The 16,758-nt window shown below is 64.1% G+C and carries 15 protein-coding genes; all 15 read left to right on the forward strand.

Going from position 1 to position 16,758, the window contains the following annotated elements:
* The first annotated feature begins 58 nt into the window (after nt 1-58).
* The 15 genes from QGV55_RS09710 (at nt 59) to QGV55_RS09780 (ending at nt 16,751) form a co-directional block, all read left to right on the forward strand.
* Nucleotides 59-364, forward strand: coding sequence for an SCP2 sterol-binding domain-containing protein (locus tag QGV55_RS09710; RefSeq protein WP_281017013.1), 306 nt, complete (start codon nt 59-61; stop codon nt 362-364).
* Nucleotides 365-463: 99 nt separating this feature from the next.
* Nucleotides 464-1,624 carry a phytanoyl-CoA dioxygenase family protein gene (locus tag QGV55_RS09715; RefSeq protein WP_281017012.1) on the forward strand — a complete coding sequence of 387 codons (1,161 nt, stop codon included), beginning with the start codon at nt 464-466 and terminating at the stop codon, nt 1,622-1,624.
* A 318-nt stretch (nt 1,625-1,942) separates the two neighbouring features.
* Nucleotides 1,943-3,064 (forward strand): C4-dicarboxylate TRAP transporter substrate-binding protein, encoded by a 1,122-nt coding sequence (locus QGV55_RS09720; protein ID WP_281017011.1) that lies wholly within the window; start codon nt 1,943-1,945, stop codon nt 3,062-3,064.
* Between the two features lie 31 nt (nt 3,065-3,095).
* A complete protein-coding gene (locus QGV55_RS09725) occupies nt 3,096-3,665 on the forward strand; it encodes a TRAP transporter small permease (protein ID WP_281017010.1) in 570 nt (189 codons plus the stop codon).
* Nucleotides 3,666-4,973 carry a TRAP transporter large permease gene (locus QGV55_RS09730; RefSeq protein WP_281017009.1) on the forward strand — a complete coding sequence of 436 codons (1,308 nt, stop codon included), beginning with the start codon at nt 3,666-3,668 and terminating at the stop codon, nt 4,971-4,973.
* Nucleotides 4,974-5,036: 63 nt separating this feature from the next.
* On the forward strand, nt 5,037-6,677 hold the full coding sequence (locus tag QGV55_RS09735) for an AMP-binding protein (RefSeq protein WP_281017008.1): 1,641 nt from the start codon (nt 5,037-5,039) through the stop codon (nt 6,675-6,677).
* 26 nt (nt 6,678-6,703) lie between these two features.
* A complete protein-coding gene (locus tag QGV55_RS09740; protein ID WP_281017007.1) occupies nt 6,704-7,363 on the forward strand; it encodes a TetR/AcrR family transcriptional regulator in 660 nt (219 codons plus the stop codon).
* A gap of 94 nt (nt 7,364-7,457) precedes the next feature.
* Nucleotides 7,458-8,108, forward strand: coding sequence for a TetR/AcrR family transcriptional regulator (locus QGV55_RS09745; protein ID WP_281017006.1), 651 nt, complete (start codon nt 7,458-7,460; stop codon nt 8,106-8,108).
* Between the two features lie 28 nt (nt 8,109-8,136).
* A complete protein-coding gene (locus QGV55_RS09750) occupies nt 8,137-8,349 on the forward strand; it encodes an acetyl-CoA carboxylase biotin carboxyl carrier protein subunit (protein WP_281017005.1) in 213 nt (70 codons plus the stop codon).
* A 6-nt stretch (nt 8,350-8,355) separates the two neighbouring features.
* Nucleotides 8,356-9,903, forward strand: a complete 1,548-nt coding sequence (locus tag QGV55_RS09755) for a carboxyl transferase domain-containing protein (protein WP_281017004.1) — start codon at nt 8,356-8,358, stop codon at nt 9,901-9,903.
* Nucleotides 9,904-9,997: 94 nt separating this feature from the next.
* Entirely contained in the window at nt 9,998-11,635 is a 1,638-nt protein-coding gene (locus QGV55_RS09760; RefSeq protein ID WP_281017003.1) for an AMP-binding protein, read from the forward strand.
* 28 nt (nt 11,636-11,663) lie between these two features.
* On the forward strand, nt 11,664-13,199 hold the full coding sequence (locus tag QGV55_RS09765; protein WP_281017002.1) for a carboxyl transferase domain-containing protein: 1,536 nt from the start codon (nt 11,664-11,666) through the stop codon (nt 13,197-13,199).
* Between the two features lie 96 nt (nt 13,200-13,295).
* The gene (locus tag QGV55_RS09770; protein ID WP_281017001.1) at nt 13,296-14,012 is read left to right on the forward strand and encodes a helix-turn-helix domain-containing protein; all 717 of its coding nucleotides are present in this window, start codon (nt 13,296-13,298) and stop codon (nt 14,010-14,012) included.
* A gap of 302 nt (nt 14,013-14,314) precedes the next feature.
* Nucleotides 14,315-15,379, forward strand: a complete 1,065-nt coding sequence (locus QGV55_RS09775; RefSeq protein ID WP_281017000.1) for a TAXI family TRAP transporter solute-binding subunit — start codon at nt 14,315-14,317, stop codon at nt 15,377-15,379.
* Nucleotides 15,380-15,527: 148 nt separating this feature from the next.
* Nucleotides 15,528-16,751: an alkyl sulfatase dimerization domain-containing protein gene (locus QGV55_RS09780; protein WP_281016999.1), complete on the forward strand. Its 1,224-nt coding sequence runs from the start codon at nt 15,528-15,530 to the stop codon at nt 16,749-16,751.
* Nucleotides 16,752-16,758 lie beyond the last annotated feature (7 nt).

The following is a 16,758-nucleotide window of genomic DNA, read 5'->3' on the forward strand; positions in this document are numbered from 1 at the left end:
CCACAGGTGTGGTCGAGTTTCCGTCAACGTAAAACGCAAAGCAGTACGGAGACTGAAAATGGCTACTCTCGAGGAAATCACCGAAGGCATGCGCGACCGCGTCGGCGATGATTCGGGCCTGGATGCCACGCTGAAGTTCGATTTCGGCGACGATGGCGTGATCTTCCTGGACGGCGCCTCCACCCCGAACACGGTCACCAACGAGGACAAGGACGCCGATTGCACCATGAAGATCTCCAAGGAGAACTTCCTGGCGATGGTGAACGGCGATCTAGACGGCACCACGGCCTTCATGATGGGCAAGCTGAAGATCGAGGGGAACATGGGCGTCGCCATGAAGCTGCAGAGCGTCCTGAGGGGCTGAACCGGCGCAACCGGCCCCTGCAGACTTTGCGGTTAACGTAGCGGCATCGCACCGCTACGCTTTCCGCAATCAGGACTGCGGCAGCGGGAGGGCCGGACCATGAATGCACCCAGACACCCCACGGGCGTCGATTTCGGCGCCGACGAGGCGGAGATGCAGCGTTATCAGACAGAAGGTCTGGAACGCGCGATGGCTCTCGGCAACCGCGGTCCCATTCGCTTCGTCGGCAAGGGTGCCCTGCACCCGGACATTGTCGAGGCCTACTGGCGCTGCGGCTTCTACGTCTTCGAAGGCGTGCTGAAACCCGACGAGCTGGCCGACATAGAAGCGGACGTGAACCACCTGCGGTCGCGGTTCCCCGTCCACAAGGGTGCCGAGCTGGATGCACAGGGCCGTCCGGCCATGGGCGTCGGGAACAAGGCGCCTACACTGTTCTGGTCCAAACCACTGGGTGACCCCTTTGGCGGCACCGATGCCGCTGCCGGGCGCCATCCGGTCAAGATGTCGGAGCCGAAGGCGGCCGCGGATGCGCCGGAGGAGATCGTCTATCTGTCGCTCGGGTCGCTGCAGTTCTCGGAGGCCTGCCTGAGGGTCTATGGCCACCCGGAAATCCTCGGGATTGCAGCCGCGATCAATGGCGACGACTTCGTCCCCTTCAACGAAGCCCTGTTCCTGAAGGAGCCCGGACTGGGTGCTTCGGTGGCATGGCACCGGGATGGCGTGACGCACTGGGACGCCCCCGAGTGGGATCAGGGCACGCACGGGTTCAACTTCATGGCCCAGCTCTATGGCTGCACACCGGCCAACGGTGTCTGGGTGCTGCCGGGCACGCACAAGCTGAACAAGGTCGATATTGCAGGCATGTGCGCGGCGGCGGGTTCGGACCGCCTGCCCGATGCCGTACCGATGGTCTGTGCGCCGGGCGATGTGGTCATCACCAACCGCCAGGTCGTCCATGGGTCCTTCGCCAATACCAGCCCGGACTGGCGCGTGACAGTGAACTTCGGGTTCCACCGCCGACGGTCGGTGCTGGGCGTCGCGGGCGGCGGCATCCACAACGCCCCCACGATCTATGATGCCGAGCGCATCCGCCGTCGCGCGCGCATGATCGGCTATGGCATCGATGCCCGCCGCCAGCGCTTCCCCGACGAGACTCCTTTCGCCTATCTGCCGCATGTGGAGAGTGGCGAGACTTGGACCTGGGACGATGCGGCCCGTGCCGACGTCCACGACTACAACCTGGAAGACCTGAGCATCTGAGGTTTCAGGCGGTTGCGGCAGCTGCGATGTCCAGCATCGTCTTGCCGCAACCCCGCCCCTGACGGGCAAGTTCCGTCGCGGCCGCAAGGCCGGCAAGGACAAGACGCTTGCCCGGGCGACAGGACGGTTCCCTGCCCACGATACCTGCCCTGCCAGCCCAGCAGCCGCCTGACGGACAGGTGCTTCGGGTACATGAGAGGGGCCTGGCCGCCAGAACGCCTGCAATTTCAGCACAGCACCTCCGCCCCAAACAAACTTGCTGGTTGCCCAACAAATAAATTACTGTCGTAGGGTAAAGAGGTTCAGGGGAGGAAACAGATGACCCTCAAGATCACGTCCGCACTCGTTGCGGGTTGCATGGGGCTTGCTGCCGCTATGGCATCGGCCCCCGCACAGGCAGATGAACTGCGCATTGCCATCGGCAACACCGGCAGCGGCGGCCTGGTCCGCGGCATGTACCAGTTCGCAGAACAGATCGAGAAGCGCACGGAAGGCCGCTACACGGGAAAGGTGTACGAGCTCTCGCTGCTGAACTTTGCCGAATCCATGAACGGTGTGCGTGACGGCATCGCCGATGTCGCCTACGTCGTACCGGCCTATCACCGCGGTGAATTCCCTTATGGCAACCTGCTGGTCGACATGGCCACGGCGGGTGTCAATCCGGTTGCGATTGCCGGTGCCGCCAACGAGTACCTGGCCAACTGCGGCAAGTGCCTGAACGAATACAAGGCACAGAATCAGGTGTTCCTCGGCACGTCCGTGATCGGCCCCTACTACATGATGTCCGTCGAAAAGATCTCCACGCCGGAAGATTTCAAGGGCAAGAAGATCCGCGGTTTCGGCCCCTTCGGTCGCTGGGTCGAGGCCATGGGTGCCACGGCTGTCGTCCTGGGTGCGAACGATATCTATGAATCGATCAGCCAGGGTCAGCTTGACGGCAACACGCACACGCTCGACGTGCTGCGCAGCCTCTCCATCGGTGAAGTGACCGATTATGTCCTTGATGCCCCGATCGGCGTCTACATCGGCAACAGCATGTTCAACCTGAACCGCGACGTCTGGAACGATCTGTCGGATGCGGACAAGAAGTCCTTCATCCTGGCCGGCGGTTCGTCGGTTGCCTGGACGACGGTGACCTATCTGGCCGAGAACCAGGCCCTGTTCCGGAACCCGAGCACCGTTGGTGTCGAGATCGTCGAGCCTTCGGCAGCAGCTGCTGAAGCGACAGCGAAGTTCCGTGCCAATGACCTGAAGGCGGTGGCGAAGCTGAACCGGGAAAAGTTCGGTATCCAGGACGCGGAAGAGCAGCTGCAGATCATCAATGGTCTGGTCGAGAAGTGGGTCAAGCTGACCGCCGACGTCGATGTTTCGGATACCAAGGCGGTTTCGGACCTGTTCGTGAAGGAAATCTTCGCGAAGATCGATCCCTCCACGCTCTGATCCGAGCCGCTACCGGAAGGAAGTCCGCCCCATGAAAGCACTGGGACGTGTGCTGTCATGGCTTGTCGCCGCCTCGACGATGATCGGGGCGGCGGCGGTCATGCTGATGATGCTGCAGATCGTGGCGGACGTGCTGCTGAAGAATCTCTTCAACTGGCCGATTCCCGCGACCTCGCTCATCGTGTCGCACTACTACATGGTGATCGTCGCCTACCTGCCCGTAGCCCTGTCCGAGAAACTGAACGGTCACATCTCCGTCGAGGTGATCTTCCGGCAGTTCTCGGAACGCTGGCAGAAGCTGGTGATTGGCGCTGTCTGGCTTGTGTCGGCGGTGGTGGCCGGCGGTATTGCCCACCGGCTCTGGTTCGAGTCCCTGAAGAAGTTCAGCGTCGATGCCAACATCCTGGAGAGCGGCCTCAAGATCATCATCTGGCCGAGCTATTTCGTCCTGCCGATAGGGTTCGGGCTGTTCGCCCTGATCCTTCTCTATCGCTTCTGCAACAGCGTGACCGGACTGGCCAGCGGCCTCGGTGAGACCGCCTTCGACGCAGAAGCCCACGAACAGGCGCTCGCACGCGAAGCCGAACGGAACGAGAGCTGAATGGAAAACGAGATCATCGGCCTGATCGGCCTCGGCGTCCTTGTCACCCTGCTGCTGGTGCGGTTCCCCATCGGGATCGCGCTGATCATGGTCAGCTTCGGCGGCATCTACATCATGATCGGCAGCCGCCCCGCCTGGGGAATCCTGTCCGCCATACCCTACGACTTCGCTGCGAAGTGGACCCTGTCATCGGTACCCATGTTCCTGATGATGGGTTTCGTCTGCTATCACGCGGGACTGACCAAGAGCCTGTTCGACGCCTGTCGAAGCTGGATGGCAAAGGTCCCCGGTGGTCTCGCCATTGCCTCTGTCGTGGGATCCGCAGGCTTTGCGGCGGTGACCGGTTCCTCGGTCGCCTGCGCCGCCGCAATGGGCCGCATCGCGGTGCCCGAGATGATCGCCAAGCGTTATGACGCCGCCCTCGCCACCGGCACGATTGCCGCTGCAGGCACGCTGGGCGCACTCATTCCACCCTCCATCCTGCTGATCCTATTCGGTGTCTTTGCGGAAGTGCCGATCGGCAAGCTGTTCATCGGCGGTGTCGGCGCCGGTCTGCTGACGGCCTTTGCCTATGTCGCGATGATCTACATCCGGGCCAGGCTGAACCCGTCCCTTGCACCGGTCCTGGACGAGACTCCGCCCCTGTCGGAGCGTCTGGAACACCTCGGCAAGACCTGGCCCCTGATCGTTATCCTGGTTGTCGTCATCGGCGGTATCTTTGCCGGCCTGTTCACGGCAACGGAAGCCGGTGCCATCGGTGCCTTCGCATCCATCCTGATCTCCGCCCTCAAGGGGTCGCTGACACGGGAAGCCTTCTGGAATGCGGTGATCGAGACCCTGACCACGACGGGTGCCCTGTTCCTGATCGCGGTCGGCGCCAATCTGCTGACCCGTTTCCTGGCGCTCTCGGGCAGCGGGGAACTGATTGCCTCCGCCATTCTGGGACTGCAGGCCGACCCGCTGACGCTGATCCTGGGCATTTCCCTGCTCTATCTGGTGCTGGGCATGTTCCTCGATCCACTGGGCGCGATGCTGCTGACCCTGCCGGTGCTGCTGCCGGTGCTGGAGAAGAGCAACTTCGACCTCATCTGGTTCGGTGTCTATCTGGTGAAATTCCTGGAGATCGGGATGATCACACCACCGATCGGGCTCAACGTCTTTGTCATCAAGGGGGTCGTGGGCAATCTTGCCAGCCTGTCGACGATCTTCCGTGGAATCATGTGGTTCCTGGTGGCGGATGCGGTTGTCGTTGCCCTGCTGATCATCTTCCCCGGCATCATCACCTATCTGCCCACACTCATGGGCTAGGGGCGCGTCCGGCACGCCCCTAGCCCATGACCTGACCCGCACGAAAACCCCAGGAGCATCCCAATGACCGAAGCTCTCATCGACAGCCGGATGGCTGCACCGGATATCTGTGTCACCCGCCCCCTGATCGACCGCAACGCGTCACAGACGCCGGACAAGGTCTATGCGGTCTTTCCGGACGGAACCGAATGGACGTACCGGGAACTGCGGGAGCAGGTTCGGCGCACCGCTGCGGGGCTGGAAAAACTGGGGGTGAAGCAGGGCGACCATGTCGTCAGCTGGCTGCCCAACGGGCAGGACGCGCTGCGTGTCTGGTTCGCGATCAATTACCTCGGCGCCGTCTATGTCCCGATCAACACATCCTACAAGGGCGGCATCCTGGCCCATGTGGTGGCAAACGCCGACGCCAGCCTGATCATCGCCCATGCCGGACTGGCACCGAGGCTGGTGGATATCGACAGGGCCAGGCTGGATACCGTCGTGATCATCGGCGGCAAGCTGGACACATGCGCGGACCTGACGGTGCATGATGCGGATGTTCTGGCGCCAGCCGATGCCGAACCCTCCCCTCCCCCACGGGAAATCATGCCCTGGGACACGCAGTCCATCATCTATACCTCCGGCACGACCGGACCATCGAAAGGCGTTCTCTCGTCCTACCTGCATGCCTACATGACAGGTGCGGCCTACTCGAACCTGCCGGGGGAAGATGGCACTGCCCTGATCTCGGCTGATGACCGCTATCTGCTCAGCCTGCCGATGTTTCATGTCGGCGGCACCCTGCCCGCCCACATCATGCTGGCCATGGGTGGCTCCATCTCCATCGTGGATGCTTTCAATACGGCCACGTTCTGGAAGACGATCAAGGATACCCAGGTCACCTTCGCCATCCTGCTGGGCGTGATGGCACAGTTCCTCGCCAAGCAGGATCCAGTACCGGAGGAAAAGGACAACCCGCTGCGCACGGTCATGCTGGTGCCCTTCGACTTCGACCCGACCGAGTTCCGGGCGCGTTTCGGGGTCCAGACCATGACCCTGTTCAACATGACCGAGATCTCCTGTCCGCTGATCTCCCCCGTCAACCCGACACTGCTGCACAGTGCGGGAACACCACGCGACGGGGTGGAGTGTCGCGTCGTCGACGAGAACGACTGCGAGGTGCCCGTCGGTACGGTCGGGGAACTGATCATCCGTGCCGACTGCCCCTGGACGATGAACCATGGCTACTACAAGAACGCGGAAGCCACGGCGAAGGCCTGGCGCAATGGCTGGTTCCATACCGGTGACGGCTTCCGCAAGGACGCGGATGGCAACTTCTACTTCGTCGACCGCATGAAGGATGCGATCCGTCGCCGTGGCGAGAACATCTCGTCCTTCGAGGTGGAGACCGAGGTGCTGGCGCATCCGGCAATCCAGGAATGCGCGGCCATTGCCGTGAAGAGTGACGTCAGTGAAGACGAAGTGATGATCGTGGTTGCGCCTGCGGCCGGCAAGACCATCGATCCCACCGAATTGATCGAGTTCCTGATCCCGCGGATGGCCCATTTCATGGTGCCCCGCTATGTTCGGATCGTTGACCGCTTGCCCCGGACCCCCACGGAGAAGGTGCAGAAGGTCAATCTGCGCGACGAAGGTGTCACCGGCGACACCTGGGATCGCGACAAGGCTGGCATTCGTGTCCGGCGGGAGAAACTGAGCGGCTGACATCAACAAGGGAGATCGGATCGCGGGTGGAACAGGATCTGGATCAGATCGAGATCGTCGGCGAAGCCAATGGCGACAGCCGTCGAACCCAGGCGGAACGCAGGGCCGAGTCCGACAGCCGCATGCTTCGCGCAGCGACACAATTGATCGCGAAGCATGGTTCCGCAGGGGTCAGTCTTGCGAAGATCGGGGTGGCTGCCGGGTACAGCCGCGGCCTGCCCACGGAGCGCTACGGTTCGAAATCCAATCTGCTCGAAGCCGTGATCGATGCCTCGGATGCCTGGTTTCAGCGGCGGCTGGCGGCACGGCTGGAGGGCCATTCCGGACTGGAGTCCCTGCGTGAGCGCGTGCGCGCGCACCTTGAGACGGTTCGGGAATCCAGGGTACCGACTGTCGCCCTCTTCCTGCTGATCATCGATTCTGCGGCGACCTTGCCCGAACTGCGCCCCAGGGTGCAGCGGCTGAACGAACGCTGGCGCCAGGGGATCCTGCGCGACCTCGAAACGGCCAGAGCGGCCGGTGCCTTGCCGGCCGAGCTGGACACGGAGAGGCACGCGACGCTGATCCTCTCCGCGATGCATGGTGTGGCTGTCCAGGCGCTGATCGGTCTTGGGGACGATGACATCATGACCGCGGCCGAAAGCATCATCAGGGAATTGATTGACGAAATCCCGCGACCGGGCTGATGCAGACGGACATGGCTTCACCGCGCGCAACACACTTGTGGCGGGAACGGGTCCAGGCTATTAATTTGCTGGTCAACAAACAAGTTTATGAGGCATGGCTGATTCCTCACCCTCGCGCCGTACCCAGTCCCAACGCCGCAACGATTCCGATCGCGAGATGCTGGCGGCGGCGATCCGGCTGATCGGTCGGCAGGGGTCAGTCGCCACCAGCCTGGCCCAGATCGGCCTGGAAGCCGGCTACAGCCGTGGCCTGCCCGCAGCGCGGTTCGGAACAAAACTGGCCTTGCTGGAAGAAGTCGTCGATGCCTCGGAGCGCTGGTTCGAGCGCCGCGTCGCCCGGCAGATCGGCGACAGGAAGGGGCTGGACGCCCTGTTCATCCGCATGAACACGCACCTGCAGGGCGCGCGCGATGATGCCTCCGGCACCATCACCGTCTATCAGCTCTACATGGAATCGATCGGCGCGATGCCGGAGCTGCGCCCACGCATGCGGGCCTATGGCGAGGCCTATCGACAGGGGTTCCGCCGCCACCTGGCAGAAGCCGAGGAGCGGGGCGAACTCCGGCCGGGCACGGATCTCGACCAGACGGCAACGACCATCCTGGGTGCGGTCCGGGGCGTGATCGTCCAGTCGCTCGTCGATGACGGCACGACCAATCTCGAAACCGCTGGAAAGCACCTGATCAGCCTTTTCAGGGAGGCGCTTTCTACAGGCATACCGACGGCGATCACGCCGTCTGAGTGAACGCAAGAAACTTGAGGGGAGAAGCAGCATGGACGTCAAATCAGAGATCGCCGGGAAGGTCTGGAAGATCGTCGCCGCCGTGGGGGACACGGTGGAGGAAGAGGACGAGATCATGATCCTGGAATCGATGAAGATGGAAATCCCGGTTGGCGCGCCCGGCAATGGGCGCATCACCGAGATCCTTGTCGAAGAGGCGGAAAGCGTTCAGGAGGGTCAGGTCGTCGCCCGCATCGGAACCTGACCGGACATGAGCACTCAATCCCCCGACGGGCAGGAAATCGCGGACGCCCGTGCCGCGCTTGAAGATGGTGCCCGGCCCCGGGCGGTCGAACGCCAGATGAAACGTGCCGAGATGACGGCGCGGCAGCGGATCGCCATGCTTTGCGATCCCGACAGCTTCCGGGAGATCGGCGGCCTGGTGCGCGACGATGACGGCACGCGGGAGGAGCGTCCCGCCGACGGCGTCGTCATGGGCTGCGCCCTTGTCGGCAACCGGCCCGCCGTCGTGCTGGCGCAGGATTTCACGGTGCACGGCGGATCCAGCGGCAAGCTCGGCAGTGCCAAGATCAGGCGCGCGATCCAGCAGGCAATGCGGGACGGCGCACCACTTGTCATGCTGCTGGACGGGGGTGGCCACCGCATCCAGGACGGCCAGGACTCCCGCCACTTCGCCAATGGCTCGCCCACATTCCACGACTTTGCGCGACTGTCGGGATGGGTGCCTGTGGTCTCAGTGATGATGGGGGCCGGGTTTGCCGGACCGACCAACTATGCCGGCATGTCCGATTTCGTTGTCATGGTGCGGGGTCAGTCCTGCATGGGGCTTGCCGGACCGGCACTGGTGAAGGCCGGCACGGGGGAGGAGATCGACATCCAGACACTGGGTGGTGCCGGCGCACAGGTCGATACCCACGGCCTCGCCCATCTGGGCGTGGACAGCGAGGCGGAGGCGCTCGGCGCCGTGCGCAGCTACCTCGGCCTGCTGCCCTCCAATGCCCGCGCGCCCCTGCCCTGTACCGCGCCTCCGCCCGATGACGACCGGCAGGCGCTGATGGCAAAGCTTGTCCCCGCCGACACGCGCAAGGCCTACGATGTGCGCAAGGTCATTGCCCGGCTGGTCGATCCCGACAGCCTGCTGGAGATCAAGCCGACCTTTGCGAAGAACGCGGTCACGGCCCTGGCCCGGCTGGATGGCCGACCGGTCGGCATCATTGCAAATCAGCCGATGCAGCTCGGCGGCATGCTGACATCCCCCGCCTGCGAGAAGATCGCGCACTTCGTGGCGGTCTGTGACGCGTTCGGCGTCCCGCTCGTCTATCTGATCGACGTGCCCGGGTTCTCCATCGGGTCATCGGCGGAGAAGAGCCTGCTGGGACGACGCAGCGCCCGCATGGTCTACGAGCTTGGCCATGCCACGGTTCCCAGGGTCTCCATTGTCCTGCGCAAGGGATACGGCCTCGGCTATATCGCCATGTGCGGTGGCCGCAGCTTCGATGCCGACGCCAGCCTGGCCTGGCCGACCTCCGAGATCTGCGCCATGTCGCTGGAGGGGGCGGCCAACGTCGCCTATCGCAAGGACATCGAGCGTGCGCCGGACCCGGACGAACGTCGCAAGGAGATCGTGGCGGAGATGCGTGCGCGTGTCAGCGCCCTGCGTGGTGCCGAAGGGCTGGGTGTCGATGACATCATCGAGCCCGAGGATACCCGCCGCCGCCTGATCGAGATCCTGGAACGGGCACCGGCCCGGCGTGAGAACGCGATGCCACCGAAATACCGATCCATCTCGCCGATCTGAAGCCCGGGGAGGATGCCGACGGGCATTGGGCGGACGATCAGCGAGATGGGTACCCCGCGAGTTGCGGGAAGCATGGATGGGGAGGGACTGACAGATGAAAGGCGACGAGACCGTCAGCGCGGCGTTTGCGGATCCGCGCATTCCGCCGCGTGACCAATGCGTCCTGCGACATCTGCTGGACCGGCTGGCGACGGAGACGCCGGACAGTCCCTTCGCATGGTTCGACGGGGGCACGCTCTGGTCCTTTGCGCGGACACGGGCCGAGGCTGCGCGAACAGGCAGCGGGCTGCAGCATCTGGGCGTGGCGCGTGGCGAGCGGGTGCTGGTATGGCTGCCCAACAGCCCGCTGATGCTGCGCTGCTGGTTCGGCATCAACTACATCGGCGCCACCTATGTGCCGGTGAACACCGCCTATCGCGGCAGCCTGCTGGAGCATGTGATCCGCAATGCCGATGCCCGGCTGATGATCGTGCATGCGGACCTGCTGGACCGCCTGTCCGACATCGACCTGTCGCGTCTGGAGCGGCTGGTGGTGGTTGGCGGCGCGGCGGAATTTCCGCGTCTGGCCTTGGAGGGGATCGATGCACTGGGGGCCATGGGTGACGAGCCGTCGCCCCTGGAACGCCCCATCGATCCGTGGGAGCTGCAGTCGATCATCTACACCTCTGGAACCACCGGTCCGTCGAAGGGTGTGCTGTCGTCGTACCTGCACCTCTACACCATGTCGGTCAGCGCGCGGGACTGGCTGGGTGCCGATGACCGCCGCCTGGTCAACCTGCCCCTGTTTCATGCGGGCGGCACCAGCGGAACCTACGGCATGCTGGCGAAGGGGGCGTCCATCGCGCTGGTGGATTCCTTCAAGACCGACACCTTCTGGGACACGATCCGCCGTTCCGGTTCGACCTGCCTCACCCTGCTGGGTGCGATGACACCGTTCCTGATGAAGGCCCCGCCAAGTCCGCAGGATCGCGATCACCCCCTGCGCAACGCCTTCATGGTCCCGCTGACGGAGGATGCGGCAGCGTTCAGCGAACGCTTCGGCGTCGACATCTACACAACCTTCAACATGACGGAGATCAGTTGCCAGCTCATGTCGGAGCGGAATCCGACCAAGGCCGGTTCCTGTGGCAAGGTCCGCGCCGGCGCATCCGTCCGCCTGGTCGATGACAATGACTGCGAGGTCGCAACGGGCGAGATCGGCGAGATGATCGTGCGCGATGAACGCCCCTGGGGCCTGAACCACGGCTACAACCGGAACCCGGAGGCAACGGCGAAGGCCTGGCGCAATGGCTGGTTCCATACCGGCGACCTGTTCCGCCGCGACGCCGACGGCACCTTCTATTTCGTTGACCGCGCCAAGGATGCGATCCGCCGCCGGGGCGAGAACATTTCCTCCTTCGAGGTGGAGAACGAGGTCAATGCCCACCCGGATGTCCGCGAGAGCGCGGCGGTGGGCGTTGCCAGCGAACTGGGGGAGGACGAACTGCTGGTCGTCATTGCCCCCGTGCCGGGCCGCACCGTGGACCCGCGCGACCTGCTCGAGTTCCTGCGCCCGCGCATGGCGCATTTCATGATCCCGCGTTTCATCCGTGTCCTGCAGGACCTGCCGAAGACCCCGACCCAGAAGGTACAGAAACACCTGCTGCGCGACGAAGGCGTCACCGCCGACACCTGGGACCGCGACAGGGCCGGCGTGAAGATCAGCCGCGACAGGCTCGGCACGCTCGCCTGACAGCATCAGACAGAGAACGGAAATGACCATGGACAAACCGGAACAGACGTCACCCGACACCCAGGTGCGGGCGGGGCTGCAGGCAGTGCTCGATGCCCATGCCGCAACGACCGACGCGGCGCGCAAGGCAGCGGTCGACAAGCAGCACGCGCGGGGCCGCTGCACCGCCCGGGAAGGCGTTGCGCAGCTTCTGGATGAAGGCAGCTTCGTCGAGTACGGCGGCCTGGCCAAACCGGCCACCAAGGGCATGCAGGGTGCCGCCGACGGGCTTGTCATGGGCACCGGCAAGGTCGATGGCCGCCCCGTCGTCATCGTCGCCTATGACTATACCGTCTATGCCGGGACGCAGAGCGCGGTGAACCACGGCAAGATCAGCCGCATGTTCCAGTATGCGGAGCGGCAGCGGCTGCCGGTGCTGTGCTGGCTGGATGGCGGCGGTGCCCGACCGCACGACATGTTCGTGCAGTCGATGAGCATGTCGACGACCTTCGTCACCTTCTCCCGCCTCTCCGGCCTCGCCCCGACTGTGGGCATCGTGCCGGGCCGGGCCTTTGCCGGACACGCCAACCTTGCGGGTCTCAGCGACTGCGCCATCGCCACGAAGAACGCATCCATGGGCATGGCGGGACCGCCGCTGGTGGAGGCCGCGCTGGGCATGAAGCTGACGCCGGAGGAGATCGGTCCGGCGGAGGTGCACATGAAGGCCGGTTCCATCGACCTGATGGCGGAAGATGATGCCGATGCCTGCCGTCTGGCGCGCCGCTACCTCTCCTACTTCACTGGTCCCGCAGAACCCGCCCCTGCCCCCGATCCGCAGAAGCTGCGCGATCTGGTGCCGGAAAGCCCGCGCCGCGCCTACGATGTACGCAAGGTGATCGAGGGGCTGGCCGATACGGACAGCGTGCTGGAGCTGAAACCTGCCTGGGGCCGGGCCATGGTGACCGCGCTGGCCCGGATCGACGGCCGTACCGTGGGTGTCGTTGCCAACCAGCCGATGTTTCTTGGCGGTGCCATGGACAGCCCGGCATGTGCCAAGTCGGCCCGCTTCGTCGAACTCTGCGACGCCTATGACATTCCCATCCTGCTGCTGTGCGACACGCCGGGCCTGATGGTCGGGCCGGAGATCGAGAAGACCGCACTGGTTCGCCACAGCGCGCGCCTGCTGTCCGCGCTGGCCAACGCGACCGTGCCGCTGATGACCGTGGTGCTGCGCAAGGCCTATGGTCTGGGCTACTACATCATGGGCTCCCGCCCGCTGCACCCGGCCATCCTGCTGGCCTGGCCGACCGCGGAGTTCGGGGGCATGGGTCTGGAGGGTGCGGCAAGCATCATCTTCAAGGCAGAACTCGAAGCCATCGCCGATCCGGCAGAACGCGCGGAGGCCCATCGTGCCTACACGGATGAGCTGAAGGCCTACAATACCAGCCTGCGGGTAGGGGAACGCTTCGGCTTCGACGATGTGATCGACCCCGTCGACACGCGCCAGATCCTTTCCGCCACCATGGACACCTTCCCCAGCCCGCCACAGCGCACCACCAAGAAGCTGACCATCGCCCCGATCTGAGCTGCTGTCCTGTTCCGTACCGTGATGTATCCGGAGCCGCCTTGCGGTATGTAGGGGAACAGCCCGGCTGATGCGAGAAGAGGAACTGACAGGGAAATGGTGGCCAGCAATGGGAACAGACGGGCGGAGTCGAAGGAGCGTGAGGGCGGGATCGATACCCGTCTGGCGCTGATTCTGGCGGCGGAGCGGATATTCTCCGAGGAGGGCATCTCCAACACTTCTCTGCGCCGCATCAATCAGGCTGCGGGGCAGCGCAACGAGAGCGCGATCCACTATTACTTCGGATCGCGCGAAGGCCTTGTTGCGGCGATCCTGGAACTGCGCACCACCCCGATCAATGCCGCCCGCGTCAGGCTGGTGCGGGAGGCGCGGGCGCGGCGCGGCACCCTGCCCCTGGAATCCCGCGACATAGCGGAAGCCATGACACGACCGCTGACCGACCATCTGCTCCGGAACCTGAACGACACCTGGTATCTGCGGTTCCAGAGCATGCTCTGGCTCGACCGGCCGATCTGGAAGCAGTTCGAGAAGGACGAGCGGACCGAAGGGCTGAAACTGATCCTCGATGCCCTGCTGGAGGCCAAGCCGTTCCTGCCCGAACGCCTTGTCAGGCATCGCTACAGCCTGGCCCTGCAGATGACAGCGAATGCCCTGGCCCGGGTCGAGCGCGCAGCCTCCGAGTCCGCCGAGGGCTGGGACGCACGGCGCGCGGAGCTGGAGTTCCTCAGCCTGGATGACGCCATCGTCGCGATCCTGGACTCGCAACCGTCGCCAGCGGTCGTGGCCGCACTGCGGGACTCCGGCGGTCTCTGAAATCGCGGTGATGCCTCTACGGCAACCGGAAGCTCGCTACGGCAATCTAATGTACATGGGTTAGACCCTGCTCGGCAGCACAACCGTCGTCTTTTTCCGGATATTGCAAATATCCATATATTTCTGATTATTAGACATCATCACCCCTCTGTCATCCGCATGCGGGCCGAGTCTGCAGAGAATCGTGCTTGCGAATACTGCACGACAGGATAACCTGTATGAGTTAATTCCGTACGCGGGCATACCCTGCGCATCGTTGAGACGTTCGACGACACAAACGCGACACTTCCGGGGAGGACAATATGGGAGCGTTCAATCACCTGCTGTCAGCGAAAGGCATGCTGACGGCTGCGACCCTTGGACTGGCACTGGGCTCGGCCCAGGCGACCCTGTTGCCGGGCACGGCCCAGGCGCAGGACAAGAAATTCCTGACCATGGCCAGCAACCCGCCGGGCACGACGGTGGGTCAGTTCATGATCGCTTTCGCCCAGGTGGTGCAGAAGAACCTGCCGATCGAGATCCAGGTCTCCACCGGCAAGCCGGCAACCAAGTCGGCCATCGACGCTGCGCTGCAGAAGGTGGACCTCTATACCGGTGCGCCCACCATCAACTGGTACATGCAGAACAAGACCGCGATGTTCGCCAAGGTCGACAACGCGCCGGAGATGAATGCCAACCTGCGCGGCATGATCAACTATCCGCTGGGCCCGTACCAGATCATCACCTTCGCCGATTCCGGCATCGAGACGCTGGCCGACATCAAGGGCCGCAAGGTCTTTCTCGGCCCCCCCGCCGGTGCCGCGACCAAGGTCATGACCGACGTCGTGGAGGCCGTGACGGGGCTGAAGCCGGACGAGGGCTACGAGGCCATGCGCTATGACTGGTCCTCCGCCGAGGTTGCCTTCCTGGATGGCCAGATGGACGTCTACATGGTGCCCACCAGCATTCCCAGCGCCCAGATCCAGCAGTTTGCCTTCGTCCGTGACATCCGCATTCTCGGCATACCCAAGAACGCGTTTGATCACGAGCTGATCCAGGCGGCGCTGAAGTATCCGGGCCGGACCATCTGGCAGATTCCGCCGGGTTCCTACGAGAACCAGGTCAATACGGAAGCAGTCGACACCATCGGTTCCTGGGTCGGCATCCAGACCCAGAAGTGGCTGGACGAGAAGACCGTCTACGACATGGTGAAGGCGTTCTTCGAGCATCTGGACGACATCCATGCCACCGCACCATGGATGAAGGCGATCACGCTGCAGACGGCGCTGAACGAGATGAACGTGCCGCTGCACATCGGCGCCTACCGTTACTACAAGGAACAGGGCGTCGAGATTCCGGCGGCGCTGGTTCCGCCTGAGGCCATGTGATCACCGACGCCTCCTGAACGACCGGGGTCTGTCGCCGCCGCGGCAGCCCCCACCCCTCCCAAAACTCAGGTGCGGCGGGCCAGTTTCTGGTCCCGCACGGGCAACCGGCTTGTCTGCCGCACCCCATCTTCCGGCGGAGCACAGACCCATGAGCATCGAGACGGAGGTCGTCAAACCCTCCGAATTCTTCTCCACCATCGCGCCCGGCATTCACCTGATTGGCGCCATGGGCAACAGCGTCGCCGTCGAGACAACCAACGGCGTGGTACAGGTGGATACCGGCGGCGGTCGCCGCATGCCGGGCCGCATGATCGCGAAGCTGCGCAGCGTCACCGATCTGCCGGTCCATGCCATCCTCTACAGCCACGGTCACCTGGGCTACAACTTCGGCATCCCCGCCTATCAGGCCCACGCGGAGGAGCGCGGCGACCCGCCCCCGCGCCTGATCGCCCACGCCAATCTGGTGCTCCGCTATGACCGCTACATCGAGACTGCGGGCCTGCAGGAACATCTGAACCGGATGCAGTTCCCCGATGGCGGCCTAGGCAACAACATCTCCGCCGACCAGTTCTGCTATCCCACCGAGACCTTCACCGACAGCCTGACCATCGACGGCGGCAACCGACAGATCGAGGTGTTTCACGCCCCGTCGGAGACCGATGACGCCATCGGCTTCTGGATCTCGGAGGAGCGCGTGCTCTATGGCGGCTCGGCCGTCATCCAGTCCTGCCCCAATGTCGGCACGCCGCTGCGCACCATCCGAGACGCCATCCGCTGGGCCGAAACGCTGGAGGCCATGATCGCCCGCGAACCGGACCTGCTGATCCCCGAATGGGGCCAGCCGCTGGAGGGCAAGGAACAGATTGCCGACGTCCTGGGCGTCGGCGCGCGGTCGCTCCGCTACCTGCGCACGGCGGTCGTGGAGCGGATGAACGCCGGCATGACCGACCACGAGATCATCCACGACATGGAATACCCGCCGGAGATCTTCGAACACCCGGCCATGAAACCGATCTACGGCTGCCCCGAATATATCGTGCGCGACATCTACCGGGCAGAGAACGGCTGGTGGACCAGCCGCAACCCGACCGACCTGCATCCCGGCAAACCCGACGACGTCGCCGCCGCCCTGCTCGCCGCCATCTCCGACCGTGAAACCGTCCTGAAGACCGCCCGGAGCCTGCGCGACAGCGGCCAGCCCCAACTGGCCCTGCACGTCCTTGATCTGCTGGCGCAGGGTCCGGTGGCGGACGCCGACGTGCGCGCCGCACGGGAGATGAAGGCCGACCTGCTGGAGAGCTTCGGCCAGGAGCATCCGTCCGTGGTCAGCCGAAACATCTACCGGTCGGGGGCGAAGCGGTTGCGGGGGTAAGTGGAGG

The organism is Minwuia sp. IMCC3009 (assembly GCF_029909415.1).
GTDB lineage: Bacteria > Pseudomonadota > Alphaproteobacteria > Minwuiales > Minwuiaceae > Minwuia.

Excerpts from the sequence above, each read along its gene's own strand:
- QGV55_RS09745 (WP_281017006.1), top strand. The coding sequence starts at position 7,458 with ATGGCTGATTCCTCACCCTCGCGCCGTACCCAGTCCCAACGCCGCAAC.
- QGV55_RS09770 (WP_281017001.1), top strand. The coding sequence starts at position 13,296 with ATGGTGGCCAGCAATGGGAACAGACGGGCGGAGTCGAAGGAGCGTGAG.
- QGV55_RS09720 (WP_281017011.1), top strand. The coding sequence starts at position 1,943 with ATGACCCTCAAGATCACGTCCGCACTCGTTGCGGGTTGCATGGGGCTT.
- QGV55_RS09725 (WP_281017010.1), top strand. The coding sequence starts at position 3,096 with ATGAAAGCACTGGGACGTGTGCTGTCATGGCTTGTCGCCGCCTCGACG.
- QGV55_RS09780 (WP_281016999.1), top strand. The coding sequence starts at position 15,528 with ATGAGCATCGAGACGGAGGTCGTCAAACCCTCCGAATTCTTCTCCACC.
- QGV55_RS09715 (WP_281017012.1), top strand. The coding sequence starts at position 464 with ATGAATGCACCCAGACACCCCACGGGCGTCGATTTCGGCGCCGACGAG.
- QGV55_RS09750 (WP_281017005.1), top strand. The coding sequence starts at position 8,137 with ATGGACGTCAAATCAGAGATCGCCGGGAAGGTCTGGAAGATCGTCGCC.
- QGV55_RS09760 (WP_281017003.1), top strand. The coding sequence starts at position 9,998 with ATGAAAGGCGACGAGACCGTCAGCGCGGCGTTTGCGGATCCGCGCATT.
- QGV55_RS09710 (WP_281017013.1), top strand. The coding sequence starts at position 59 with ATGGCTACTCTCGAGGAAATCACCGAAGGCATGCGCGACCGCGTCGGC.
- QGV55_RS09765 (WP_281017002.1), top strand. The coding sequence starts at position 11,664 with ATGGACAAACCGGAACAGACGTCACCCGACACCCAGGTGCGGGCGGGG.
- QGV55_RS09755 (WP_281017004.1), top strand. The coding sequence starts at position 8,356 with ATGAGCACTCAATCCCCCGACGGGCAGGAAATCGCGGACGCCCGTGCC.
- QGV55_RS09730 (WP_281017009.1), top strand. The coding sequence starts at position 3,666 with ATGGAAAACGAGATCATCGGCCTGATCGGCCTCGGCGTCCTTGTCACC.
- QGV55_RS09775 (WP_281017000.1), top strand. The coding sequence starts at position 14,315 with ATGGGAGCGTTCAATCACCTGCTGTCAGCGAAAGGCATGCTGACGGCT.
- QGV55_RS09735 (WP_281017008.1), top strand. The coding sequence starts at position 5,037 with ATGACCGAAGCTCTCATCGACAGCCGGATGGCTGCACCGGATATCTGT.